This is a genomic window from Jannaschia pagri (genome assembly GCF_019655435.1).
Taxonomy (GTDB): domain Bacteria; phylum Pseudomonadota; class Alphaproteobacteria; order Rhodobacterales; family Rhodobacteraceae; genus Jannaschia; species Jannaschia pagri.
Map to the genome: position 1 here is coordinate 408,432 of NZ_BPFH01000004.1, position 23,148 is coordinate 431,579.

The 23,148-nt window shown below is 61.9% G+C and carries 22 protein-coding genes; 9 read left to right on the forward strand and 13 right to left on the reverse strand.

Going from position 1 to position 23,148, the window contains the following annotated elements:
* Positions 1-16 precede the first annotated feature (16 nt).
* From K5R33_RS12885 to cysS, 4 genes are read right to left on the reverse strand one after another with little or no spacing between them, the layout of a single operon-like run.
* The gene (locus K5R33_RS12885) at positions 17-784 is read right to left on the reverse strand and encodes a squalene/phytoene synthase family protein (protein ID WP_220749444.1); all 768 of its coding nucleotides are present in this window, start codon (positions 782-784) and stop codon (positions 17-19) included.
* Complete coding sequence (locus tag K5R33_RS12890) at positions 781-1,506, reverse strand: class I SAM-dependent methyltransferase (RefSeq protein WP_220749445.1); 726 nt, start codon at positions 1,504-1,506, stop codon at positions 781-783. The genes K5R33_RS12885 and K5R33_RS12890 overlap by 4 nt, the downstream gene beginning before the upstream one ends.
* Entirely contained in the window at positions 1,503-3,092 is a 1,590-nt protein-coding gene (cimA, locus tag K5R33_RS12895; protein WP_220749446.1) for a citramalate synthase, read from the reverse strand. The genes K5R33_RS12890 and cimA overlap by 4 nt, the downstream gene beginning before the upstream one ends.
* On the reverse strand, positions 3,089-4,483 hold the full coding sequence (cysS, locus tag K5R33_RS12900; RefSeq protein WP_255576384.1) for a cysteine--tRNA ligase: 1,395 nt from the start codon (positions 4,481-4,483) through the stop codon (positions 3,089-3,091). Before cysS ends, cimA begins: the two co-directional genes overlap by 4 nt.
* Before the next feature lie 305 nt (positions 4,484-4,788).
* Between cysS and K5R33_RS12905 the strand changes: the two genes are divergently transcribed.
* Both K5R33_RS12905 and K5R33_RS12910 read left to right on the forward strand, forming a co-directional pair.
* Positions 4,789-5,961, forward strand: coding sequence for a pyridoxal phosphate-dependent aminotransferase (locus K5R33_RS12905; RefSeq protein WP_255576385.1), 1,173 nt, complete (start codon positions 4,789-4,791; stop codon positions 5,959-5,961).
* The gene (locus tag K5R33_RS12910; RefSeq protein ID WP_220749447.1) at positions 5,958-6,761 is read left to right on the forward strand and encodes an isocitrate lyase/PEP mutase family protein; all 804 of its coding nucleotides are present in this window, start codon (positions 5,958-5,960) and stop codon (positions 6,759-6,761) included. The genes K5R33_RS12905 and K5R33_RS12910 overlap by 4 nt, the downstream gene beginning before the upstream one ends.
* Before the next feature lie 32 nt (positions 6,762-6,793).
* Here K5R33_RS12910 and K5R33_RS12915 read toward each other — a convergent pair whose 3' ends face one another.
* The 4 genes from K5R33_RS12915 to hisI all read right to left on the reverse strand — a co-directional run bounded on the left by K5R33_RS12915 (position 6,794) and on the right by hisI (position 10,281).
* Positions 6,794-7,243 carry a YybH family protein gene (locus K5R33_RS12915; protein WP_220749448.1) on the reverse strand — a complete coding sequence of 150 codons (450 nt, stop codon included), beginning with the start codon at positions 7,241-7,243 and terminating at the stop codon, positions 6,794-6,796.
* A 44-nt stretch (positions 7,244-7,287) separates the two neighbouring features.
* Positions 7,288-7,920, reverse strand: a complete 633-nt coding sequence (gene eda, locus K5R33_RS12920; RefSeq protein WP_220749449.1) for a bifunctional 4-hydroxy-2-oxoglutarate aldolase/2-dehydro-3-deoxy-phosphogluconate aldolase — start codon at positions 7,918-7,920, stop codon at positions 7,288-7,290.
* A 53-nt stretch (positions 7,921-7,973) separates the two neighbouring features.
* Positions 7,974-9,779, reverse strand: a complete 1,806-nt coding sequence (gene edd, locus K5R33_RS12925) for a phosphogluconate dehydratase (RefSeq protein ID WP_220749450.1) — start codon at positions 9,777-9,779, stop codon at positions 7,974-7,976.
* Positions 9,780-9,915: 136 nt separating this feature from the next.
* On the reverse strand, positions 9,916-10,281 hold the full coding sequence (hisI, locus tag K5R33_RS12930; protein ID WP_220749451.1) for a phosphoribosyl-AMP cyclohydrolase: 366 nt from the start codon (positions 10,279-10,281) through the stop codon (positions 9,916-9,918).
* Positions 10,282-10,346: 65 nt separating this feature from the next.
* Between hisI and K5R33_RS12935 the strand changes: the two genes are divergently transcribed.
* Both K5R33_RS12935 and K5R33_RS12940 read left to right on the forward strand, forming a co-directional pair.
* Positions 10,347-10,802 (forward strand): iron-sulfur cluster assembly scaffold protein, encoded by a 456-nt coding sequence (locus tag K5R33_RS12935; protein ID WP_220749452.1) that lies wholly within the window; start codon positions 10,347-10,349, stop codon positions 10,800-10,802.
* A 57-nt stretch (positions 10,803-10,859) separates the two neighbouring features.
* The gene (locus K5R33_RS12940) at positions 10,860-12,272 is read left to right on the forward strand and encodes a methyl-accepting chemotaxis protein (protein ID WP_220749453.1); all 1,413 of its coding nucleotides are present in this window, start codon (positions 10,860-10,862) and stop codon (positions 12,270-12,272) included.
* Positions 12,273-12,719: 447 nt separating this feature from the next.
* Here K5R33_RS12940 and K5R33_RS19085 read toward each other — a convergent pair whose 3' ends face one another.
* The 3 genes from K5R33_RS19085 to ligA form a co-directional block, all read right to left on the reverse strand.
* Entirely contained in the window at positions 12,720-12,845 is a 126-nt protein-coding gene (locus K5R33_RS19085) for a hypothetical protein (RefSeq protein WP_255576388.1), read from the reverse strand.
* 105 nt (positions 12,846-12,950) lie between these two features.
* Complete coding sequence (recG, locus tag K5R33_RS12945) at positions 12,951-15,035, reverse strand: ATP-dependent DNA helicase RecG (protein WP_220749454.1); 2,085 nt, start codon at positions 15,033-15,035, stop codon at positions 12,951-12,953.
* Positions 15,032-17,245, reverse strand: coding sequence for an NAD-dependent DNA ligase LigA (gene ligA, locus K5R33_RS12950; protein WP_220749519.1), 2,214 nt, complete (start codon positions 17,243-17,245; stop codon positions 15,032-15,034). Before ligA ends, recG begins: the two co-directional genes overlap by 4 nt.
* Positions 17,246-18,282: 1,037 nt before the next feature.
* Between ligA and K5R33_RS12955 the strand changes: the two genes are divergently transcribed.
* Complete coding sequence (locus K5R33_RS12955; protein WP_220749455.1) at positions 18,283-18,483, forward strand: hypothetical protein; 201 nt, start codon at positions 18,283-18,285, stop codon at positions 18,481-18,483.
* Positions 18,484-18,492: 9 nt separating this feature from the next.
* Here the strand turns inward: K5R33_RS12955 and ctrA are convergent, their stop codons facing one another.
* Together ctrA and sciP are read right to left on the reverse strand one after the other, a co-directional pair.
* Entirely contained in the window at positions 18,493-19,206 is a 714-nt protein-coding gene (gene ctrA, locus K5R33_RS12960; RefSeq protein ID WP_220749456.1) for a response regulator transcription factor CtrA, read from the reverse strand.
* Positions 19,207-19,300: 94 nt separating this feature from the next.
* Positions 19,301-19,579, reverse strand: a complete 279-nt coding sequence (gene sciP / locus K5R33_RS12965; protein WP_220749457.1) for a CtrA inhibitor SciP — start codon at positions 19,577-19,579, stop codon at positions 19,301-19,303.
* A 124-nt stretch (positions 19,580-19,703) separates the two neighbouring features.
* Here sciP and mnmA point away from each other — a divergent pair, with 124 nt between their 5' ends.
* The 4 genes from mnmA (at position 19,704) to K5R33_RS12985 (ending at position 23,145) form a co-directional block, all read left to right on the forward strand.
* Complete coding sequence (gene mnmA / locus K5R33_RS12970) at positions 19,704-20,843, forward strand: tRNA 2-thiouridine(34) synthase MnmA (RefSeq protein WP_220749458.1); 1,140 nt, start codon at positions 19,704-19,706, stop codon at positions 20,841-20,843.
* A gap of 340 nt (positions 20,844-21,183) precedes the next feature.
* Positions 21,184-21,615 carry a DUF2852 domain-containing protein gene (locus K5R33_RS12975; protein ID WP_220749459.1) on the forward strand — a complete coding sequence of 144 codons (432 nt, stop codon included), beginning with the start codon at positions 21,184-21,186 and terminating at the stop codon, positions 21,613-21,615.
* A gap of 75 nt (positions 21,616-21,690) precedes the next feature.
* Entirely contained in the window at positions 21,691-22,140 is a 450-nt protein-coding gene (locus K5R33_RS12980) for an RDD family protein (protein ID WP_220749460.1), read from the forward strand.
* 174 nt (positions 22,141-22,314) lie between these two features.
* Positions 22,315-23,145: an arginyltransferase gene (locus K5R33_RS12985; protein ID WP_220749461.1), complete on the forward strand. Its 831-nt coding sequence runs from the start codon at positions 22,315-22,317 to the stop codon at positions 23,143-23,145.
* The last annotated feature ends 3 nt before the right edge of the window (positions 23,146-23,148 follow it).

Here is a 23,148-nt window from a genome sequence, read left to right on the forward strand (position 1 = left end):
GGATCGATCCAGCAGGTCAGAAGCGGCCCAGCGTCACTGCCAAGCCCGTTCTGAGCGGAGCGCTTGCCCGACTGATGGGCACGGGGGCGTCCAACGCGGCGCGTGGGTCTTTGCGGACGGCGCGCAGTGTTGCATCCACATTGGCCATCACACCCAACACTGGCCGTGCGCCCTTAGAGAGTTTCGCCCGTCGGGCAGTGGCGAGCGCATCCAAGCCGATCTCCGCCAGGTGCAGCATCTCGGTCACTTGATCCCCGTGGGGCAGCGCATGGTGGCCCTTGGCAATCAAATCGGGAACCGCCCGCAAGAAAGCGGCGGTTCCTTGGGCCAAACCCGCCGCTCGAAGTCCGTCGTGGGGCGCGCCAATGGCCCGACCCGCCACCCAAAGCAACGTTCCGGCGGTTGCCTCCAGATAGGTCCGAAGGGCCGCGCGGCTGGCCGGTGCCGACTTTTCGATATCCGCGCGCCGTGCTGAGACCAACCCATCCAAGGCCCGCGCGCCCTCGGCGTCGATGGCCTCCGCCAGGGGCGTGACCACTTCATGCCGCCGGACGGCCCCCCCGCTTGCGATTTCGTCCAGAGCATCCCGCCACCACTGGAGGCGCATTTCGGCGATCAAAGGCTCCTGCGTGACCCAGGGCGCGCGCGCGACTTCAAGGTTGAATGCATAGAGGGGGAACAGCTTGGCGCGCGCCTCTACGGGCGCGGCCATCGCCGCGCGGAACCGGTCTGGGTCACCGCGCTGAACCAACCCCGCGCAGGCAGCGATGTCCGTCGTGCTCATATGGGGCGCACCACGCGCAGCGCGTACCCGAGGCGATCCTTGAGGCGCGACCAGGTCTCTGCTTCCTGCCGCGATTGCGTGATCGCGTTTTGAAGCTCTGGGTCATCGACACCGTCCAAGGCATCGCAGCGCGCTTCGACGGCATCGAAATACGCCTGCCACCCGGCATCGGACACGCGGGACCGGGCGGTGACCTCATATCCGGCATCTCTGATCTTTGCGTCTAGGCTGTCGTCTGTGTCGAAAGCCTCCCCTTCCCAAAAGGCCACGGCCTCAGCGTCATCGGCCTGCGCCACAACGGGGGCGGAAAACACCACTGACCCACCGGGCGCCAGCGCGCTGCGCCAAGACGTCAACGAGGGGCCAACGCCATCGAAGTAGATCGCCCCAGCGCACCAGATCAGATCCAGAGGGCCCACGTCCGAAGGCGCCATAAGACCGTCGCCACCGAGGGAGGACCCCCGACGCACCCTGATCTCCGGTCTGTCCCAGTGGCGCAAGGTGGCTTCGACGACAAAGGACAGATACGGGTCTAGCCCGATCACATGACCCTGTGGCACGCGATCGGCCAAGACGCCCAGATCCGACCCCGGTCCGCAGCCCACGTCACAGACACGTCCCGTCTTTGGCAGTTGCGCCACCTCAGCGGCCCAGGCAACGTCCTCGGGCGTCCCAGGCCCTTCGCGGCTCAAGCCATTATGGATGATCCAAAATCCGGTCATGTCCCCTGACATAGTTTCCACCGAACCGCATCCAACAGGGCTTCGAAACTGGCATCCACGATATTGGGCGAAACGCCCACGGTGGACCAACGGCGCCCCTTCCCGTCTTCGTGGTCGATGATAACCCGGGTCACCGCCTCCGTCCCGCCCTGCATGATGCGGACGCGAAAATCGATCAGGCGAATGTCGTTGATCTGCGCTTGATACGGCCCGAGGTCCTTAAACAATGCCTTGGAAAGCGCATTGACCGGGCCTCGGTCGCCCCCCGTCTCATCCATGGACTCAGACACCGACAGTTTTTTGTCCCCATCGACTTTCACGACCACAACCGCCTCCGACAGGGACACCATCTGATTGTACTTGTTTTTGCGCCGCTCCACGGTCACGCGGTAGCGCTTCACTTCAAAAAACGACGGCAGCAGACTCAGTTCATCGCGGGCGATCATCTCGAAACTCGCTTGGGCGCCGTCGTAGGAGTAGCCCTTGTCTTCCTGGATTTTGACCCGTTCCAAGATCCGCCGCAGGGCCCCATCGTCATCAGTCGAAAGACCTGCGTCGGCCAACCGTTTGCGCAGGTTCGACAGACCCGCCTGATTGGACATGGGCACGATCCGGGCGTTGCCCACCGCCTCGGGTGGGATGTGCTCATAGGTCTTGGGGTTTTTCAGAATGGCACTGGCATGGAGCCCCGCCTTATGGGCAAAGGCCGACGCGCCTACGTAAGCCGCTTCGCGGCGCGGCACGCGGTTTAGGATGTCGTCCAACCTGCGCGACACGCGGAGCAATCCCGGCAGGTCCCGGACGCCGGTCTGGAAGCGGCTGGCATAGGGTTCCTTGAGCAGCAGGGTCGGGATGAGCGACGTCAGGTTCGCATTGCCGCAGCGTTCGCCGAGGCCGTTCAGCGTGCCCTGGACTTGTCTGACGCCCGCATCAATGGCCGCCAGCGATCCGGCCACGGCCTGTTCGGTGTCGTTATGGGTGTGGATGCCCAATCTGTCGCCAGGCAGGTCCAGCCCGTCGATCACCTCACCAATGCGGCTCGGCATGGTGCCCCCGTTGGTGTCGCATAACACCACCCATCGCGCGCCGGCGTCGAGGGCCGTGGCCAGACAGGCGCGCGCATAGGCCGGATCGGCCTCGAACCCGTCAAAGAAATGTTCCGCATCCAGCAGCGCCTCTCGACCCTGGGCCACCACATGGGCCACAGAGGCGCGGATGTTTTCGAGGTTTTCGTCCAGCGAGATGCCCAGCGCCGTTTCCACATGAAAGGTATGGGTCTTCCCCACAAGACAGACGGAGGACGTCCCCGCGTTCAGCACGGCGGCCAAGACGTCGTCATTCTCGGCGGAGCGGCCGGCCCGTTTGGTCATCCCAAAGGCCGTCATGGTGGCGCGGGTCTTGGGGGGCGCCGCGAAGAACTCGCTATCGGTCGGGTTCGCACCGGGCCAACCGCCTTCGATGTGGTCAAGGCCCAGGGCATCGAGCATCTGCGCGATTTCGACTTTCTCGGCGGTTGAGAACTGCACGCCCTGGGTTTGCTGCCCATCCCGCAGGGTCGTGTCGTAGAGGTAGAGGCGTTCGGTCATATCCTGCCCCAGAGGTCGTTTAGCTGTTCAATGTCAAAACCTTCGGACTTTGATAACTGAGGACCATCCTTCGTATCCTGAACAATGACCCCTGCTGCGGCCAACCCGTCTCGGATCTGGTCTGCCTTGGCGTAGTTCTTCTGGCCCTTGGCTCGGTCACGGGCATTCAGCAAATCAGTAACCAAGGCCAATTCTGCCTCCTCGAAAGACGGTTCGCTTGCCCAAGCTGGGACCTTGTCGAAGCCAAGGCCAAGTAGGTTCATGCTTCCACGAAGGGCTCCGAAGTCGCCTGCAGCGTAAAGCTGAAAACACTCAGCCAATGCGCCGTGCGTATTTAAATCGTCCCGCAAGCATCGCAGGACTTCCGGATGGGCGTTTGTGTCCTGAGCGGTGCTCATGCTCGCTTGTCGGTACCACTTAATGAGAGTTTTCTTCGCCTCCCGCGCTTTGTCTTCCGTCCAATCCATCGGCTTGGAGTAATGCGTCGACAGGAACACAAACCGAATGACTTCCCCCGGCACGCCCTGGTCCAGCAGGTCACGGACCGTGAAGAAGTTGCCCAGGCTTTTGGACATCTTCCGTCCTTCGACCAGCAGCATCTCATTGTGCAGCCAAATCTGGGCGTGTCCCGCATCCGGGTCGGCGCAGCAGCTCTGGGCGCGCTCGTTCTCGTGGTGGGGAAACATCAGATCGTTCCCGCCGCCGTGGATGTCAAAAGACGTTCCAAGCAAAGCCTTGGACATGGCAGAGCATTCGATATGCCAGCCAGGCCGACCGCGCCCCCAGGGGCTATCCCAACCGGGCAGCTCCGGGCCCGAGGGCTTCCATAGGACGAAATCCATGGGGTCCCGCTTGTAGGGGGCCACTTCGACCCGCGCACCTGCGATCATGTCGTCCACGGATCGACCCGAAAGCGACCCATATTGGGGATCGGCAGCGACCGAAAACAACACGTGCCCCTCTGCGGCATAGGCATGGCCGGAAGCAATCAGCCCCTCGATCATCGCAATCATCTCGGCGATGTACTCGGTCGCGCGCGGCTCGTGGGTGGGGCGCAAGTTCCCAAGCGCATCCATGTCGGCGTGGTACCAGCCGATGGTTTCCTCGGTGATGTCGGAAATATCACGGCCCGTCTCGGCGGCGCGTGCGTTGATCTTGTCATCCACATCCGTGAAATTCCGGACGTAGGTCACATGGTCCAGCCCGTGGTCGTGGCGGAGCAAGCGGAACAGGACATCGAACAAGATCACATTGCGGGCGTTGCCCAGGTGCGCCCGATCATAAACCGTCGGCCCACAGAGGTAGAGGCGCACATTCGAGGGGTCGAGCGGGACAAACCCTTCGACCTGTCGCGTCATCGAATTGCGCAAGCGCATGGCAGCCCGGTCCATCCGGTCTCTCCTCGTCATCTTTTATGGCGGGGTGCGGGTGGCTTGGGTCGGAACGCAGGCCATCCGGGCCCGCCGATCCTGTCAGCGGGCGGGTCAGATGCAGATAATGCAGATCACGCGTCCCATGGGGCGCGCGTAGCACGGGTCACGCGACGTCGCAACCGTCCGGAGCCTGCGTGAAGGGTTAATCGGACGCCGCCACGGCCGACTGCCATTGCACCGGTCCACTCGCGAAGCCCGGGTCCAGCAAGATAAGCCCACACATTCGTTTGACAGTCGACCTCGCTCGGTGTCCGGTCACGCCCATGGTGACACTCTCTAACCGATTGCGTCAGATCTCTCCGGGCGGAGAGGATGGCTGGGACATCTTCAACCGCGCACGGGCGCTGGAGGCGCAGGGCATTCCCCTGACCGATCTGACGGTTGGGGAGCATGACATCCGCACCCATCCGACCATCCTGTCGGCCATGGCCGAGGCCGCCCACGCGGGGCAAACGGGCTACGCGGCCACCGCCGGAACCGCCGACCTGCGCGCCAGGATCGCCGCCCGCGTCTCGGAGCGGACCCAGGTGCCAACGACACAAGACAACGTGCTCGTTGTCCCCGGCGCGCAAATGGCTCTGTTTACTGCGTTGATGGGCGCACTGGAGCCCGGCGACCCCGTTCTGATCCCAGACCCATACTATGCAACCTACCCCGGCACGGTCCGCGCTGCTGGCGGGCGGCCCGTGGCCCTGGTGACCCGTCCCAAAGATGGCTTCCAACCCACCCGCGCGGCGCTGGAGGCGGCGGGGGATGCGCGCGCGGTGCTCGTCAATTCTCCGAACAACCCCACGGGCGCTGTCTATGGTCCGGAGACGATGCACGCCCTGGCCGATGCGGCGCGGGATCGCGATGCCTGGCTTATCTCGGATGAGGTCTACGACACCCAAGTCTGGACCGGCGCACACCAAAGCCCCCGCGCCCTGCCCCACATGGCCGACCGGACCTTGGTCGCAGGGTCTTTGTCCAAATCCCACGCCATGACGGGCAGTCGGCTGGGCTGGCTGATCGGCCCGGCGGATGCCATCGCCGAGATGGCGACCTTGGCTACCTATACGACCTATGGCGTGCCGGGATACATCCAGGCCGCTGGCTGCCATGCGCTGTCCCTAGGCGCAGCCTTCGAGGCGGAGATCTCCGCGCCGTTCCTGCGGCGGCGCCAGGCCTGCTTGGACCGGCTTGATCGACAACAGGTGGTCCGGGCGATCCCCTCCGGTGGGGCCATGTACCTGATGTTGGATATTCGCGGCGCAGGCCTATCGGCGCCCGATTTCGCGGCGCGTCTGCTGGATCAACATCGTATCGCGGTCATGCCCGGCGACAGTTTCGGGCGGGCGGCTGCGGGCCATATCCGTGTCGCCTTGACTTTACCCGAGACGCGGCTGCTGCCCGCGTTCGACATCATTTTGAGCTTCGCCGAGGAGATGCGCCCATGACCACGTTCCGAGACCTTCACAAACCCGGCGACCCTTTCATCCTGGCCAACGCCTGGGACCTTGGATCGGCCCGGATGCTCGTGGCCCTCGGTGCCCAAGCCATCGCCACCTCTTCGGCTGGCTACGCCTTCACGCGCGGGGTGCCAGACGGCGGACAGATTGGACGGGACGAGGCCATCGCCCATGCGGCCGAGCTGGCCCGCGCCGTCGCCGTCCCCGTCTCGGCGGATTTGGAGGACGGCTACGGCCCCGCGCCCGACGCCTGCGCCGAAACGGTGCGGCTGTCCATCGAGGCCGGATTGGCCGGATGCTGCATCGAGGACGTGTCGCCAGAGGGCACGGCCTATGGGTTCGACGCATCGGTTGAGCGGATGGCGGCCGCTGTCACCGCCGCGCGCGCCGCGCCTTCTGACTTTGTGTTTTGCGCCCGCGCCGATGGTGTCTTGCACGGGCTTTATGATCTGGAGGAAGCCATCCGCCGCCTGCAAGCCTTCGAAGCCGTCGGCGCGGACGTTCTCTACTGCCCGGTGCCGGGCGGTCCCGAGGCCCTGGCACAGATCACGGCATCCGTATCCGCCCCCGTCAATGCTTTGGCGGCGGGGCCGCTGATGGCGCAAACCCGTGCGGACTTCGGCGCCCTGGGGGCGGCCCGCATTTCCCTAGGGTCCTCCCTGGCGCGGGCAACCCATCGGATCATTCGCGATGCTGGGCAGGCCATGTTCGGCACGGGCGACTTTTCCAGTCTGGGCGGGATCAATGGGGATGAGGTGGATGGCTACTTGGTGAGCGGCGCGGGCTGAGGGGCGCGCGCTGGCGGACGGCCTGCAATCTTTCAGCGATCCTCAACACCCAACGGATCAGCGCCCGGCTGATCCGTCTCGTTCGGGTCGAAGGAATGGTGAACGTGCATGATCCTCCAGGCGAGGCCCTCTCGACCAAGGACGAAGGTGCTACGAACACCTGGCCTCGGGGCGCTCCGATACCGAAGGATGGACGTGAGAACCGCCACATCGCCCCGACGCCGCGCCCTAAGGTCTTCTATCAAGAGAGGCTCAATCGTGCCGGACTCGGTTGTCTTACCGGTCGCGAAGAATGTACTGACCTTTGCGACATGATCCTCCAAGCTAGTGCTATCGCAGCCCGCGTGGTTGTCCCAAAAGACAAGACCGTCATCGGAGAGGTAGAGCGCGCGAAGGGCCTCTAAATCCCTGTCGTAGAAGCACTGATTGTAGTGGTCGAGAAAGCTGCGAAGGGCGGTTTCCAGGTCATCATCTTGGGTCACGATCGCGTCCCGTCCCTTTCACGCCCCGAGCAGCCCGCCCGGCCCTAGGCACGCGCCGCCCGCGCCAAATCTTCGATGCTGCTCCAATCGCCAGCGGCCATCTTGTCCTTCGGGGCGACCCAGGATCCACCGACACAGACCACGTTCGACAGTCCGAGGTAGTCGGCCTTGTTGGCGAGGCTCACGCCTCCGGTTGGGCAGAATGAAACCTGCGGGATCGGCGCGCCGATGGCTTTAAGCGCCGGTGCGCCGCCCGAAGCTTCAGCGGGGAAGAACTTCAACATATCAAAGCCGACCTCCAGCAGGCGCATCACCTCGGTCGCGGTCGCGGCCCCGGGAAGGAGGGGCAAATCCTCATCAATGCAGGCCTGGATCAACTTGTCTGTCGCGCCTGGGGACACGCCGAAGGTTGCGCCCGCAGCCTTGGCCGCTTTGACGTCCTCGGGCGTGAGCAGGGTTCCCGCGCCGACAAAGCCGCCATGGACGTTGGCCATGGCCGAAATGCAATCAAGTGCGGCCGGTGTGCGCAGAGTCACCTCCAACGCGGGCAGACCACCGGCGACCAAAGCCTCGGCCAATGGGCGTGCGTGGGCCGTGTCGTCCAGCACGAGAACCGGGATGACGGGCGCCTGACCCGCGATCTCGCGTGCGGCTTTGGATTGATCTAGTGGCGTCATCGGAGACCTTCGAAAGTAAGAGAAAAAGTCGTTAAGTGGAGGAAGCGCTGGGATCAGACCACGACCCCTGCCCCTTGGTCCGAAGGCCCGGCCGTGGCGCGGAACACGTCGAACAATTCGCGACCCACGCCGTGACCGTTGGCGCTGAGATCGGGTTGGACGGCCTCTCGACTTGCGACGCCCTCGGTAAGAACCTCCAGACGCCCACTGGCTGCGTCCACGCGCAGCAGATCACCGTCTTGAAGTTTACCGATCAGTCCACCGTCGAGCGCCTCTGGCGAGACATGGATGGCCGCGGGAACTTTGCCGGAGGCGCCTGACATGCGCCCGTCGGTGACCAAGGCCACCCTGTGACCCCGTTGCAGCAGCACGGTCAAAATGGGGGTCAGGCCGTGGAGTTCTGGCATCCCGTTGGCCCGTGGCCCTTGATAGCGGACAACGATCACACCGTCTCGGTCCAACTCCCCGGCACGGAAGGCGGCCTTGACGGCATCCTGTGTGTGAAACACGCGTGCTGGCGCCTCAACGACATGAAGGTCGGGCGCTACCGCACTGATTTTCATGACACCCAGCCCCAGGTTGCCCCGCACCTGCCGTAAGCCACCGGTTTCGGCGAAAGGCGCCTCGGGCGATTTCAGGATCTTGTCATTCAGACTGTCACGGGGTCCCGGCGCCCAGGCCAATTGGCCGTCCTTCAGGGTCGGCTCCTGCGCATAGGCCGACAGGCCGAGACCAGCGACAGTTTGAACATCCTCGTGCAGCAGCCCCGCCTCCAGCAAGCGCCCGATCATGAACGGAAGTCCGCCCGCCGCGTGGAAATGGTTCACGTCCGCCAACCCGTTGGGATAGACCCGCGCCATCAGCGGAACGATACCTGAGATCTCGTCAAAATCCCCGCAGGTCAGATGCACGCCCGAGGCCCGGGCCATGGCGACCAGATGGAGGACGAGGTTCGTCGACCCACCCGTCGCCATCAAGCCGACGAGGCCGTTGACGTAAGCCCGCTCGTCCAAGACGTCGCAGACCGGCGTATAGGCGTTTCCGAGTGCCGTGATCGCAGCCGCCCGCTCGGTCGCCGCATCCGTCAGCGCATCCCGCAATGGCGTGCCCGGGTTGACGAAGCTGGCTCCGGGCAGATGCAGCCCCATGAACTCCATCAACATCTGGTTCGAATTCGCCGTGCCGTAGAAGGTGCAGGTCCCGGGCCCATGATAGCTGGCCATTTCGGCGGCCATCAGGGCCTTTCGGTCCACTTTGCCTTCGGCATAGTCGCGGCGGACGCGGGCCTTTTCATCATTCGGCAATCCGCTTGTCATGGGACCGGCGGGAACAAAGATGCCTGGCAGGTACCCGAAGGTCGCCGCCGCGATGACGAGCCCAGGCACGATCTTGTCGCAGATGCCCAGGTATAGCGCCGAGTCGAAGGTGTTATGGCTGAGGGAGACCCCCGCCGCCAGAGCGATCACATCGCGGGAAAACAGCGACAATTCCATTCCGGTTTGGCCTTGGGTCACACCATCGCACATGGCCGGAACACCACCTGCCACCTGCGCGGTGGCGCCCGCAGTACGGGCCGCGGCCTTGATGCGGTCAGGATAGTCCTTGAACGGCTGATGGGCGCTCAACATGTCGTTGTAGGCCGTGACGATCCCAATGTTCGGGACCCGCTCCGCGACAAGATCGTCTTTCTGGTCCCCCATCGCCGCATAGGCATGGGCCTGGTTGCCGCAGTCCAAATGCCCCCGGCGCGGACCTTCCTGGGCCAAGGCACGCATCCGGCTCAGGTATCGGTCACGTGTTGGGCGCGACCGCTCACGGATGGTGTCCGTGATCCTTTCAAGCCGACTGTCCAGGGGCATGGCGCATCTCCGTTTGGCTGGGGCTGGTGAGCCTCTTACATGTTAGCGCTACCATCGCAAGGTGAAACTCTTGCAACAGCGCCCTTGCCCAGCAGCAATTAGACCCCGTTTCCGGCTTTCCCAGTTAATGGAGCGGCTACGCGTCGCCCATCGGGGACATCAGTTCGACTTCTGCGTCGTCTCGAACCGCTGTGTAGAAGCAGGTCCGCCGCCCTGTGTGACAGGCCGCTCCGGTCTGCTCCACTTGCATCAGCAGGCAATCGCGGTCGCAATCGAGCCGCAGATCCACGAGGCGCTGGATATGACCCGATGTATCCCCCTTGACCCAAAAGGCCTGTCGCGACCGCGACCAATAGGTGACACGGCCCGTCTCCAATGTCTTGGCCACAGCTTCGGCATTCATCCAGGCCATCATGAGGACTTCGCCCGTTGTCGCATCCTGGGCTATGGCCGGGATCAGCCCCTTGCTGTCATACGTCAGACTTGCGGGGTCGAAGGACATATTGGCACCTTTGCATCACAGCGGTCGCCCGCTACCTAAGGGGAACGCCGCGAGAAAGGAAGCCGATGTCAGAAGCCGATCTGATCAAACTCTATTCTGGTCGCATCTTGGAATTGGCGGCGGATATGCCGGCCACTGACCCGCTGACGGATCCCCAAGTGACGGCGCGCAAACAGTCACCGCTGTGTGGATCGACGGTGACCGTGTCGCTTGACGTGGTCGATGGCCGAATCTCTCGCTATGCCCAAGACGTGAAGGCCTGTGCCTTAGGTCAAGCCGCCGCGTCGGTGAGCGGGCGAGTCATGGTTGGGCGCTCCCTGGCGGAGGTGAGCACGGCGCGGGACCAGTTGCGAGCGATGCTCAAAGATGGCGGGGACGTCCCGCAGGCGCCGTTCGACGGCTTCGAAGTGCTGACACCGGCCCGTGATTTCCGAAACCGTCACGCCTCGATCCTGCTTGCGTTGGACGCAACCGTGGAGGCCTTATCGACCGTGGATGCGCAGGTCGAACACACGTCTTAACCTTGTAGTAAAATGCGGCTGTTAGGCCCCTGTAATGACCCCTTGCAGGAGTTTTTGATGTCCGCCTCCCTCGCGCGCCCGGTGCTGACCGATAGTGTCGTGACCCCATCAACGGGACTCGCGCAAACGGTGGTGCCCTTGGGCTTCCTCGTCTTCGACCTCGCAGGGTTTGTCGATGACATTGACGCGCGAACACAGCGCAGTCAGGGGGATGTCGCGACCTTGCGACAGGCTGGTGACAACATCAGTGATGCTATCCAGGCCGTGAACGCCGAAATCGCGGAGCTGTCACAGGTGGCCGCGGAAACCGAGGCCGCGGCGACGGCCCGGATCAGTTCCATCGCCGAAAACTCCGACCGGTTTCATAGGATGGCGAAATGGGGCACCGATGTGTCGCGCCGCACCTATGATCTTGAAGCACTGTTGAAGCAGATTGTGGCCAGTAACGGCGAAATTGCTCGTATTGCGCGGCAGGTGAACATTCTGGCGGTGAATGCCTCCATTGAGGCAGCGCGGGCCGGTGCTGCGGGGCGCGGCTTTGCCGTCGTGGCCGAGGCCATCAACGATCTCTCCCGCAAAACGGCCGAGGCGGCGGGCGGAATATCGGACAGCATCTCATCGCTCGACGATTGGACGGCGGCCATGCGCGCTGATGCGACGGAATATGAGCCTGACTTTGAGAAAGGCATCGAAAGCGCGGCAGAGACGCGCCGCACGGTCGAAGGAATCGTGGGCGACATGGCCCGCGCGCGTGAACGGATCCAGGGGGTGGAGACGGCGATGACCTCGCTCGCGGCGGGCAACGACCGCGCCCAGCCGATCTATGACGCCATCGAAACAGCGGCCCATGCCACAGCCCACGAAGTGCGCCAGGCGCGGAAACGGTCTGGGAAAATGACCGATGCTTGCGAAGCCCTTCTCCAAAAGGCCGTAGAAATTGAAACAGATGGCCCAGATCATCGGTTCATAGGGATTGCGAAGGACGTCGCGCAGGACGTGACGGCCGCGATGGAGGCCGGGCTTGCGGCGGGTCGTATCTCGCGGGAGGCCCTGTTCGATTTCCGATATACGCCGATCCTGGGCACCGCGCCGCAGCAGCACGAGACGCCTTTCGCAGCCTTCATGGACCAAACAGTCCAGACGATCATCGAGGGCGCCTTGGGCCGCGATCCGTCTGTAATCCTGTGCTGTCCCTGTGATCGGAACGGCTACATTCCGACCCACAACCTCCGCTTTTCGAAACCGCAGGGTCCGGATCCCGCGTGGAACAATGCCAATTGTCGCAATCGCCGGATCTTTGACGACCGGACAGGGTCCAAAGCGGGATCAAACCGCGCGCCGTTTTTGATCCAAGTTTACCGTCGCAATATGGGTGGTGGGGAATTCGTGCTGATGAAGGATATCTCTGTGCCGTTGATCGTTGCGGGCCGCCATTGGGGTGGTCTGCGGCTCGCATATCGGGACGGCTAGGCTGCGCCGATCCGGCGGGCGTTTTTTGATCGGTCGCGGGGGCCGGTCTTTGCCTACCCCATTTTTGACAGCCAATTACCTGTTACCGTGTGCATCGCCTGGTCGCACACCCCCCGCCAAACACTAAAACCTGAGTTTAGTGAGACCACGAAATCCGTCCGCTAGGTGGTCTCAGCGGGTCGGTTCTACAGAGATCGTTTCTTGCAAGACGGCGCATCTCCGCCCCGTTAAAAAAAACCGCCGCACTCCAAAGATCGGAGGCGGCGGGACAGGTGCATCAGGATCGCGCAGGCAGTGGCCGAAGGTGTCAGAAGCCTTTGGCGTATCGCCAGTTACCGGGGAAGCAAGCGGCGCCATCATCGACATGGGGAAGCGATGCTGGTGGAGAGACGATCCAGACGCGGGCAGAAACGCAACGTCAGCTTAAAAGATCACGGGGCGGGCCGATCACGCCACAAGGTTCGGCAGGTGAAGCAGGCTGAGCATCAGGGTCACCAACCACACGCCACCAAGGACATCGTACAACAAACCATCGTCGGTTTGCGGATCGATCTGGAAAAGCTTGCGTAGCATGGGGTCACCTGTTCTTGATGCTCTTGTTGTTCTTTTGTTCTCATATTGAGGACAGTCTGTAAAGAACTTTATGGGAACATATGAGAACAAATAGCGCTCGTTCTCCTACCCAACGCGCAACAGCCGGAGCGCACGGTCCTGCTCCATCAGCCACAAGACGAGGCGCGCCGCCTGTCCGCGCGGACTGCTGAGATCAGGATCCGCCGCCAAAAGCGCGCGCGCATCCGTCTGCGCCGTTGCCATCAACGCGGCCTGCCGTTCCAAATCCGCGACCCGAAATCGAGGGAGGCCCGATTGCGCGGTGCCGATCACATCGCCTGCCCCCCGCAGCGCCAGGTCTTCTTCGGATATGCGGAACCCGTCCTCGCTTTCACGCAGGATGCGCAAACGTGCCTCAGCCGTATCCCCGAGCGGCGCCTTATACATCAGCAAACAGGTCGACGCGGCGGCGCCCCGACCCACCCTGCCCCGCAGCTGGTGCAACTGCGCCAAGCCAAAAGTATCGGCCCGCTCAATCACCATGATGGAGGCGTTGGGCACGTTCACGCCCACCTCGATCACCGTTGTCGCGACCAGAACAGATGTTCGCCCAGCGACGAAAGCCGCCATGGCGGCATCCTTGTCGGCGGGGGCCATCTGACCGTGGACCAGTCCAACGGCGCCGTCGCCCAAGGCGGCCCTCAGGCTGCGGAACCGTTCCTCGGCCGAGGTCGCGTCGATCACCTCCGATTCTTCGACTAAGGGACAGACCCAATAGGCCTGCCGTCCTTCGGCCACGGCCGCGCGCAGCTTCGCGATGACGTCGTCCATCCGGGATACGGGCACGGTCGCTGTCTGCACCGGCGTCCGCCCTGGCGGTTTTTCGTCCAGCACGCTCAAGTCCATATCACCGTATTGCGTCAGCGCGAGGGATCGTGGAATCGGCGTTGCCGTCATCACGAGGACATCCGTCGCGGCGTTCTTTTCCCCCAACAGCATCCGCTGCCTGACCCCAAAGCGATGCTGTTCGTCGATCACGGCCAAACGCAAGTCAGCGAAGGTCACGTCCCGTTGGAAGACGGCATGGGTCCCGACAAGGATGTGAATATCCCCGTTGGCCAATGCACTCAGTTTGGCCTCGCGCTCCCGTCCCTTATCGCGACCGGTGAGCAATTCCAAAACGACGCCCGCCGCATCTGCCAAGGGTCGCAGGCCCTCCGCATGTTGCCGCGCGAGGATTTCGGTCGGGGCCATGAGAACGCCCTGCCCCCCGGCCTCCACGGCGGTCAGAAGCGCCATCAACGCAACGAGCGTCTTTCCGGACCCCACATCCCCCTGGAGCAGGCGGTTCATGCGGCGAGGCCGGGCCATGTCGTCAGCGATTTCATCAACGCTGCGCTGCTGCGCGCCGGTGGGCTGAAAAGGAAGCACCGCCAACACCTTACGCCGAAGACGCCCAGATCCCTCGGTCACCTGCCCCGGACGCGACCGTTCTGTCGTGCGGGCGAGGGCCAGGGTCAACTGATGGGCAAACAACTCATCATAGGCCAAACGCTGGCGAGCCATCGACGCGGGGGACAGGTCGGCGGCAGCCAACGGGTGATGCGCCTCCTGCAGGGCTTGGGCAAACGTGGGCCAGCCCCGCTCGGCCATGAGGTTCGGGTCAATCCATTCGGCCAGGGGTGGAACGCGGCTCAGCGCGCCGGCTACGGCCTTCGCCATGACCTTTGCCGTGATGCCGGCGGTCAGAGGATAGACCGGCTCATAGGCGGGTAAGGCTTCCCCTTCGGACAACACGTGATCGGGGTGCGGCATTTGCGCGATGCCATCATAGAGCTCCGCCTTCCCAGACAGGATGCGGCGCTGACCCGTCGGCAACAGGCGCTGATGCAACTCCGCCGCGCCGCGAAAGTAGACGACCTGAAAGGTGGTCTTCGCATCCTCAACTTCGATCCGATATGGGCGTCCCCTTTGCATCGGCGGAATGTGGCGCCCAATCGTCACCGGCACGGTCACCACGCCCGGCAAGGCCGCATCCTGAACAGACGCCACAGGCGCCCGGTCCACCCCGCTCGACGGAAGGGTAAACAGCAGGTCGCGCGGCGCGGCGATGGCCAGGTTCGCCAAAAGCTTCGCCGTTTTTGGGCCGACGCCCGGCAAGGTTTCCAGCCCCGCAAACAGCGGGAACAATTGTTCTGGGCGTCCGGTCATCGCGCCCCGATCAATGCAAGCCAGGCATCTTCGTCTATGGTCTCTATTCCGAGGCTTGCGGCTTTCGTTGCCTTTGACCCGGCCCCCGGGCCTGCCACGAGCAAGTCGGTTTTGGACGATACGGACCCGGAGACTTTGGCCCCCAAGGCTTCGGCTGTCGCCTTGGCCTCGGCACGGGTCATTTTCTCCAAACTGCCCGTAAACACCACCGTCTTGCCGACGACTGGGCTTTCTTGGGCGGGAGCTTCGGGCGGAGCAATCCGGAGTGCGGATATGAGTGCATCGATTGCGGCCCGTTCCTGGGGGGCAGACAGGGCATCACAAACCGCCAAGGCGAGCGTGGCCCCAACACCGTCAATGCCCGTCAAATCCTCCCAAGCGGCGCGGGCGTCAGCCGCAACATCTGCCCAGGCCGCTGCACGGGTTTCGGCGAGGCGGGGGCGGCGACCTTCATCAGATGCCCGCGCCCGTTCGGCCAGCTCAGCCTCTTCCGCACGGCGGTGTGCCTCCGCAGCTGGCAGTGCCGTATCCACCGTCGTCACAAGGGCCGACCAACTGCCGAAGTGCCGTGCCAGATCACGCCCGGCCACCTCTCCAAGATGACGGATCCCGAGGCCGACGAGAACGCGGGCCAAAGGCTGCTCACGGGCCGTTTCGATGGCGGAAAACAAGTTGTCGGCGGAGGTCGCCCCCCATCCATCAAGCCCCGCGACGGTTTGTAGGCCACTGCCGTAACGATCCTGCAACGTGAAGATATCCACCGGAGCGACGATCCACCCAATCTCTTGAAACCGCTCGATTTCCTTGTCACCCAAGCCGTCCACGTCCAGCGCCCCACGGGAGACGAGATGCTTCAAACGGGCAATTCGTTGGGCTGGGCAAATCAAGCCGCCGGTGCAGCGCCTTACGGACTCGCCCGGCTCTCGCAGCGCGGGACTTTGACACTCCGGGCAGATGTCCGGGAACACGAAGGGCACCGCCTCTGGCGGCCGCGCCCGCGGGTCCACGTCGCGCACTTTCGGGATGACGTCACCGGCCCGATAGATCTCGACCCGGTCGCCCGCACGCAGGTCCGTCCCGCCGCGAATGTCGCGGCCCTTCGCATCGCGCCCCGCGATGTAGTCTTCGTTGTGGAGCGTGGCATTGGACACAACCACACCGCCAACCGTCACCGGCTCTAGCCGCGCAACGGGCGACAGGGCGCCGGTCCGCCCCACTTGGATGTCGATCCCCAAAAGCCGGGTCCAGGCCGTCTCAGCGGGGAACTTATGGGCGATGGCCCAGCGAGGCGTCGTTGAGCGAAAGCCCAGGCGCGCCTGATAGGCCAAGTCATTGACCTTGTACACAATACCATCGATGTCATAGCCCAGATCAGCCCGTTTCGCGGCGACATCTGCATAGGTCGACAGCAGGTCCTCGGCCCCTTTGCACAGCTTGGTTTCGTCATTGGTGACAAATCCCATCCGGTGCAGACGCGCCAGGGCGTCATACTGCGTATCGGCCAACGGCTCGGACAAGCTGCCCCACGCATATGCGAAAAACCGAAGGGGACGCGCTGCTGTGATGCTTGGGTCCAGTTGGCGAAGGCTGCCTGCCGCGGCATTTCGCGGATTGGCGAAAACCTTCGCACCCTCCGCAGCTTGCCGTGCATTGAGGGCGGCGAAATCGGCGTGGGACATATAGACTTCGCCCCGCACTTCCAGGACGTCCGGCGCATCTTCGATCCGCTTGGGGATATCTTCGATGGTACGAACGTTGGCCGTAACATCCTCGCCCACCTCCCCGTCGCCCCGGGTCGCGGCCCGAACCAGATTGCCGGCTTCATACCTTATGGATAGCGACAGCCCGTCGATCTTGGGCTCGGCTGTGTAAGCAAGCGGGTCTTTTGCGTCCAAGCCAAGGTAGCGTCTGATCCGACCGTCGAAATCGGTGACGTCGTCCGCTTCAAATGCATTGCCGAGCGACAGCATTCGCACTTCGTGGGCGATCTTTCCAAACCCCTCCGACGGCGCGGCCCCCACTTGGTCTGTTGGACTATCTGATTGTTTAAATTCAGGGAACCGCGCCTCAATCGCAGTATTCCGCCGCTTGAGTGCATCGTAGTTCGCATCGCTCATCTGCGGGGCATCGTCTTGGTGATAGGCGGCATTAGCCGAGTTGAGCAGGTCTGCGAGACGTCGGAGTTCTTCCTTGGCCGCCTCGGGCGTCATTGCATCTAGCTCTTGCGCGTCGATCTCGGTCACGGCCCTCTCCTGCGGCTGCCCATAGTGGTGATATGGCGCGCGGACTGGTGAGACCAGTCCCGGAGCGTCGTGTGATCGCAAGCGATCCGGTCAGCGGAGCATTTTGGTAAGTTTGACGGGTAAACTCAGCCCCGATCAGAGCAGCCGCGGGGGGCAAGCGCCAGAGGTAACGCCGTTGCGCTTAGCCTGAAGACGGATACCCGCACGGTTACGGAAACGCTCCCCTGCGTTGACGTCCGAGCCCTTTGGTCCGCGCTGCATCTGCGACTTGCCAGGGTCCACCCATTAGTCACACCTCAGGATGGTCTCGGTCTGGACCTGTCACACAAGCCAGCGCGTCGTTCTCATCCGCCTCTCTTTTTTACTTGGCTGGTCTTTGGAGCGTATGATGCGTCAGCTCCAAATTTCCCTAAGCGCTCGCCCTCAAGCAGCGTCAACTTGTTGGCCTTGAGCTTCTCAAGCAACCGGTAGAGCATTCCCGTTCGAGGGTGTCGCGCGACATATGGCGAAGAGACCGAGACGTGAGTCTACCGTCATTTCCGAAGATCAGCACAAAGGAGAAGCTAAACAAATCGGCTTGCCAGACACAGCTCCCAGTGCCGACCACTCGCGGCGCCTTCCAGCGTCCAAGCCCTTTCGACCGGACTGCGAATTCGATTAGCTCCGGCGTTGGACGCAAGCCAGAGGTCTGGCCAACGTTAGAGCGCTTGATGTAGCTCGCCCTTTTTGAACACTCCCAAGCGGTACAGGCTTTCGGTCTAGATCGTTACTGGTCTGATTGTGATGCATTTCAAACGGCGACGATAAGTCCTCAAACGGGATCAGCACATGTTCACCTGGGCAAAAGCCTCTGAACTGGAGCATGCCCCAAGTCCGTGTGTTGTTTCAATACTTGAGCCACGCGCGGCCTGTATGGTAGCGCGCTGTTTCACGCTGCTCTCGACAAAAACGTATGAAGCAAACCGGTCCCTCACATCCGTTTCGAGCAGCTGTTAGTGAGCTACATGACCAAAGACGACAAGACCGACTTTGCGATCAGCGATACCGCGAATCCGGCAATGCTGATCTTGGCCTCCAACTTAGTCGAGTTTGGAGGATACGCGAGTAAAGTTGCTCGGTTCCATCCTACGGTTTTGCAATCACCCATCTGCTGTCCAACAAACGGCGACACCATCGACCACTTCATAAGCGCCAAAAAATGCTAGGGGTTCCAACTAGGCCGACATCAGGTCCTTATCACCGGCGGAAGCGGACTGCGGGTCCCGCAAGACGTAGCCCCGTCCCCAGACGGTCTCGATGTGGTTTTGGCCCCCGGTCGCTTCGGACAGCTTCTTGCGTAGCTTGCAGATGAAGACATCGATTATCTTCAACTCTGGCTCATCCATGCCGCCGTAGAGATGGTTAAGGAACATCTCCTTAGTAAGCGTCGTGCCTTTGCGCAGGGACAAAAGCTCCAACATTTGGTATTCCTTGCCAGTCAGGTGAACGGTCCGCCCGTCAACTTCAACCGACTTCGCATCCAGGTTCACTTCTACCGCGCCGGTGCGGATAACCGACTGCGAGTGACCCTTGGACCGGCGAACAATTGCATGGATCCGCGCGATCAGTTCATCGCGGTGGAATGGCTTCGTCATATAGTCGTCTGCACCGAACCCGAAGCCGCGAATCTTGTTCTGCGTGTCGTCAGACCCGGATAGGATCAGGATTGGCGTTTCAATTCGACTCATCCGAAGTTGCTTCAGAACGTCGTGCCCATTCATGTCGGGCAATTTCAAGTCGAGCAGGATCAAATCGTAATCATAGAGTTTTGCCAGATCGATGCCCTCTTCGCCCATATCGGTCGAATAGACATTGAGATTCGCACTCCCGAGCATCATTTCAATGCTCTTGGAAGTGGTTGGGTCGTCTTCTACGAGCAGGATTCGCATGGCCATCTCCCGGCGGTGCTATTGTGTACTCCGACCTTTGCGTGAATTAGTTAACTTACCGTTACCCTGCGCGAAGTCCTGCACTGCTTACAACTCAAGACTGTCGATATTGCTGAATAAGTGTGGTTTTGAGACCCTCGGTCCCATGCGCCGATACGGCAGCGGCCCACCCCGCGTATTCTTCCTCGGATAGCTCATACCATTCTATCGCTTCCTCCAGTGTAATGAGGCCCGACTCGACCCCCATGACAACCATTGCCTTACGTCGCGCGACCCATCGCGTCGTGCCCCGCGGCGGCAAATCAGCGCGCGTCAACTGTCGACCGTCGGGCAGCGTAACCACCCTTGGACCCGGCCCTTTCCTGAGATACATCAAAGCCTCCTACTCGTTTATCGCGTGTCATCTCTGAGCCCGTTGGCGTTAAGCGAGCGTGAAGGAGCCACTTGAAAATACTTCGGATTTTCCCAGATCGCTGGAACACCCGCCGGAGGCCGCTATGCCACTTGATGCCAAACGTAACTCTCTGGGTTTTGCCAAAGCCCCATCCGACACGCGGGTCGTCGTCGCCATGTCCGGCGGTGTGGACAGCTCCGTCGTGGCCGCGCAATTGGCTGAAGAAGGCTATGATGTGGTTGGCGTGACCCTTCAACTCTATGATCATGGCGCCGCCCTCGCGAAAAAGGGTGCTTGTTGTGCCGGGCGCGACATTCATGATGCCCGCCGGGTCGCTGAAACCATGGGGTTTCCGCACTATGTCCTTGATTATGAGAATTCTTTTCGGGAATCGGTCATCGAAGAATTCGCCGATTCCTACCTCGGTGGTGCGACGCCTGTGCCGTGCATTCGGTGCAATGAACGGGTGAAATTTCGCGACCTGCTGGAAACGGCCAAGGACCTAGATGCCGATTGCATGGCGACTGGTCATTACATCCAGCGTCGCCTTGGGGCATCCGGGGCGGAGCTTCACCGCGCCGCCGATCCCGTTCGGGATCAATCGTATTTTCTGTTCTCAACCACGTCGGAGCAGCTTGATTACCTGCGATTCCCCCTGGGGCACCTTGAGGACAAGGCCGCGACGCGTGCGCTGGCGGCCAAATACGGATTGCCGGTCGCGGATAAGCCAGACAGTCAGGACATCTGCTTTGTTCCGAACGGCGACTATGCGTCGGTGATTGAAAAACTACGTCCGGGCGCCGGAGAGCCGGGACACATCGTGGACCTCGACGGCAAACCCCTCGGGACACACCACGGTGTCATTCACTACACGATCGGTCAAAGGCGGGGCCTTGGCATTGGGGGCCTGTCGGAGCCGCTTTATGTGGTGAAACTCGACCCTGAGACCCGGCAAGTTGTGGTTGGACCGAAATCTGCGCTTGCCACACGGCTGGTGCCCCTGCGTGAACTCAACTGGTTGGGGGACGCGCCGCTCGAGTCACGGTCAGAATGGCATATCGGCGTCAAAGTCCGATCCACCCGTCCACCGCGTGAGGCCATCTTACGGCCAAAGGGCGAAGGGTTTGCGGAGGTCGAGTTGTTGACGCCAGAAGAAGGCGTCAGCCCGGGCCAAGCTTGCGTCTTTTATGACATGGACAGCACCCGCGTGTTCGGCGGCGGTTGGATCTGGCGCGGCTATTGACGCAACACTGACGCGGGACACTTTCGAGCGTCCTTTTGCGCGGGGCGCGCCGTCAGTATGGGTCTATTAACGTTGTCGTGCAGTGGGCGAGGAGACCGTCGCGTCAGCCTCAACCATGGCTTCCCACAAGGCTGTTCTGCTCGGTGTGTTTCAGCGACCTCTTTCGAAACGCCGCCAGCACCAACTTATTTTATACATATGAAACAAGGTATTACCGCCCCTTCACCCGCACAGCGAGCAAATATGTGAAGAAAATTAACATTGGGACTTGAACGGCCCAGACCGCTCACCATCTCTTGTCATGTGAAAGGCATTCACATCAACCAAAGAGGAGACAGAGATGACACCGTCCACCGCCTACGCCGGCCAAACGACTTCCGGTAACTGGCTCACCCGTACCGAAGCTTGGCTCGACGCGCGCGGCAAAGGCGCATGGATCGCTGCGATGGTCCTAGGCTTTGTCTTCTTCTGGCCCGTCGGCCTTGCCCTTCTCGCCTACATGATCTGGAGCAAACGCATGTTTTCCGACCGCAAAACCTCAATGACCTGCTCATCGCGTCGCACGGCCAAGATGAATCGCATGCGCAGCTCCGGCAACGCCGCCTTCGACGCCTATAAGGCTGACATGCTGCGCCGCCTGGAGGAAGAACAGGAAGCCTTCCAAGACTATCTTCAGCGCCTGCGCGAAGCCAAGGACAAGGCCGAGTTCGACCAGTTCATGGAAGAGCGCGCCAAGCGCGGCGGCGATTCTGACGCCACGGTCGAGGCCTAATCACCAACCGCACCCAGACCTGGTCCCCCACGGGGGGCCAGTCCCCAGACACACACTCGACCCACAGAGATGGACATGACCCCAACCGCACCGATATCAGGCCTTCCCGATCCAGAGTATCAGCCGGAATTCTACGGCGGTGTCCTCACCAAACGCGCCGTCGCTTGGGCAATCGATGTCGCGCTTATCACCGGCTTTACGTTCTTGGTCGGCCTTTTGACCTTGTCGATTGGGTGGTTCCTGTGGCCCATCACATTCGTTCTGACCGGCTTTCTCTATCGCACTGCGACATTAAGCAATCGAAGCGCGACCTGGGGCATGCGCCTTATGGGGATTGAACTGCGGGACATTCGGGGCGACCGTTTTGATGGCATGACGGCCACCTTCCATGTGCTGGGCTACTACGCATCGATGGCCTTCTTGCTGCCCGCCTTAGCTTCGATTGCGTCCATGTTGATCACGGACCGTCGGCAGAGCCTTACGGATTTGCTGCTGGGGACGGGGGCTATCAATCGTCCATCCTGACGCGCCATCCCTGCGTCAAATGCGCCCCTCGGGCGCGACAGTCCGGGCCATTGGCCCGGATTACTTGATTCTGAGCCAAAAACGCAGGCGGCGCCGCGCCGGGCACGACCTTTTCCGTTGACGTGATCCCGGTCGTGGTTAGGCTCCCGTTAATCACCGAGGATTGAGCTTTCCATGCGCCACAGCCTTCCGCTGACGCCGCAGTTCTACGTAACCGCGCCGCAAGCCTGCCCCTATCTTGACGGGCGCCGGGAACGGAAACTGTTTACGGCGTTGCAGGGGTCCGGTGCGTCCGATTTGAACGACAAACTGTCGAAGCAAGGGTTTCGTAGGTCCCAGAACGTTCTTTATCGACCAAGCTGCGCGGATTGTACCGCTTGTCTGTCGGCCCGGATCCGGATTGCGGATTTCGCGTGTAACAGGTCGCAACGGAAAGTCCTGAAGCGCAACGCCCATCTGAGGCGTGAAATCACATCCCCCTGGGCGACCGAGGCCCAATACGCGCTCTTCCGCCATTATCTGGAGGCGCGGCACGCCGATGGCGGCATGGCGGATATGGATATCTTCGAGTTTGCCGCGATGATCGAGGAAACACCGATCCGCACGCGTGTCATCGAGTACTGGGACGATCGGCCTGTCGCGACCGGAGGCGAGTCCAAATTGCGCGCCGTCTGCCTGACCGATGTCCTCGATGATGGCCTGTCGATGGTCTATTCCTTTTACGATCCAGACGTTCCGCAGGATAGTCTGGGCACCCATATCATTCTCGACCATATCGACATTTCGCGAGAGGCGGAGCTCCCCTACGTGTATCTGGGATATTGGGTGCCTGGGTCACCGAAGATGGGGTACAAAGCTCACTTCAAGGCCCTGGAGATCTATAAGAACAGATCTTGGCAACCCATCGGCGACCCGAAAGACCATGCCGAGGAAACCCATCCGTTGTCAGTCGAGCCGATCTCCGAGCAGGTTGCGCGCATCGACCTACCTGATGCAGCGACCTAAAGC

What these genes read in the sequence shown, in the direction of transcription:
- K5R33_RS12885 (WP_220749444.1), bottom strand. Translation starts at nt 784, where the DNA reads ATGAGCACGACGGACATCGCTGCCTGCGCGGGGTTGGTTCAGCGCGGT.
- K5R33_RS12890 (WP_220749445.1), bottom strand. Translation starts at nt 1,506, where the DNA reads ATGACCGGATTTTGGATCATCCATAATGGCTTGAGCCGCGAAGGGCCT.
- cimA (WP_220749446.1), bottom strand. Translation starts at nt 3,092, where the DNA reads ATGACCGAACGCCTCTACCTCTACGACACGACCCTGCGGGATGGGCAG.
- cysS (WP_255576384.1), bottom strand. Translation starts at nt 4,483, where the DNA reads ATGGACCGGGCTGCCATGCGCTTGCGCAATTCGATGACGCGACAGGTC.
- K5R33_RS12905 (WP_255576385.1), top strand. Translation starts at nt 4,789, where the DNA reads ATGGTGACACTCTCTAACCGATTGCGTCAGATCTCTCCGGGCGGAGAG.
- K5R33_RS12910 (WP_220749447.1), top strand. Translation starts at nt 5,958, where the DNA reads ATGACCACGTTCCGAGACCTTCACAAACCCGGCGACCCTTTCATCCTG.
- eda (WP_220749449.1), bottom strand. Translation starts at nt 7,920, where the DNA reads ATGACGCCACTAGATCAATCCAAAGCCGCACGCGAGATCGCGGGTCAG.
- edd (WP_220749450.1), bottom strand. Translation starts at nt 9,779, where the DNA reads ATGCCCCTGGACAGTCGGCTTGAAAGGATCACGGACACCATCCGTGAG.
- hisI (WP_220749451.1), bottom strand. Translation starts at nt 10,281, where the DNA reads ATGTCCTTCGACCCCGCAAGTCTGACGTATGACAGCAAGGGGCTGATC.
- K5R33_RS12935 (WP_220749452.1), top strand. Translation starts at nt 10,347, where the DNA reads ATGTCAGAAGCCGATCTGATCAAACTCTATTCTGGTCGCATCTTGGAA.
- K5R33_RS12940 (WP_220749453.1), top strand. Translation starts at nt 10,860, where the DNA reads ATGTCCGCCTCCCTCGCGCGCCCGGTGCTGACCGATAGTGTCGTGACC.
- K5R33_RS19085 (WP_255576388.1), bottom strand. Translation starts at nt 12,845, where the DNA reads ATGCTACGCAAGCTTTTCCAGATCGATCCGCAAACCGACGATGGTTTG.
- recG (WP_220749454.1), bottom strand. Translation starts at nt 15,035, where the DNA reads ATGACCGGACGCCCAGAACAATTGTTCCCGCTGTTTGCGGGGCTGGAA.
- ligA (WP_220749519.1), bottom strand. Translation starts at nt 17,245, where the DNA reads ATGACGCCCGAGGCGGCCAAGGAAGAACTCCGACGTCTCGCAGACCTG.
- K5R33_RS12955 (WP_220749455.1), top strand. Translation starts at nt 18,283, where the DNA reads ATGACCAAAGACGACAAGACCGACTTTGCGATCAGCGATACCGCGAAT.
- ctrA (WP_220749456.1), bottom strand. Translation starts at nt 19,206, where the DNA reads ATGCGAATCCTGCTCGTAGAAGACGACCCAACCACTTCCAAGAGCATT.
- sciP (WP_220749457.1), bottom strand. Translation starts at nt 19,579, where the DNA reads ATGTATCTCAGGAAAGGGCCGGGTCCAAGGGTGGTTACGCTGCCCGAC.
- mnmA (WP_220749458.1), top strand. Translation starts at nt 19,704, where the DNA reads ATGCCACTTGATGCCAAACGTAACTCTCTGGGTTTTGCCAAAGCCCCA.
- K5R33_RS12975 (WP_220749459.1), top strand. Translation starts at nt 21,184, where the DNA reads ATGACACCGTCCACCGCCTACGCCGGCCAAACGACTTCCGGTAACTGG.
- K5R33_RS12980 (WP_220749460.1), top strand. Translation starts at nt 21,691, where the DNA reads ATGACCCCAACCGCACCGATATCAGGCCTTCCCGATCCAGAGTATCAG.
- K5R33_RS12985 (WP_220749461.1), top strand. Translation starts at nt 22,315, where the DNA reads ATGCGCCACAGCCTTCCGCTGACGCCGCAGTTCTACGTAACCGCGCCG.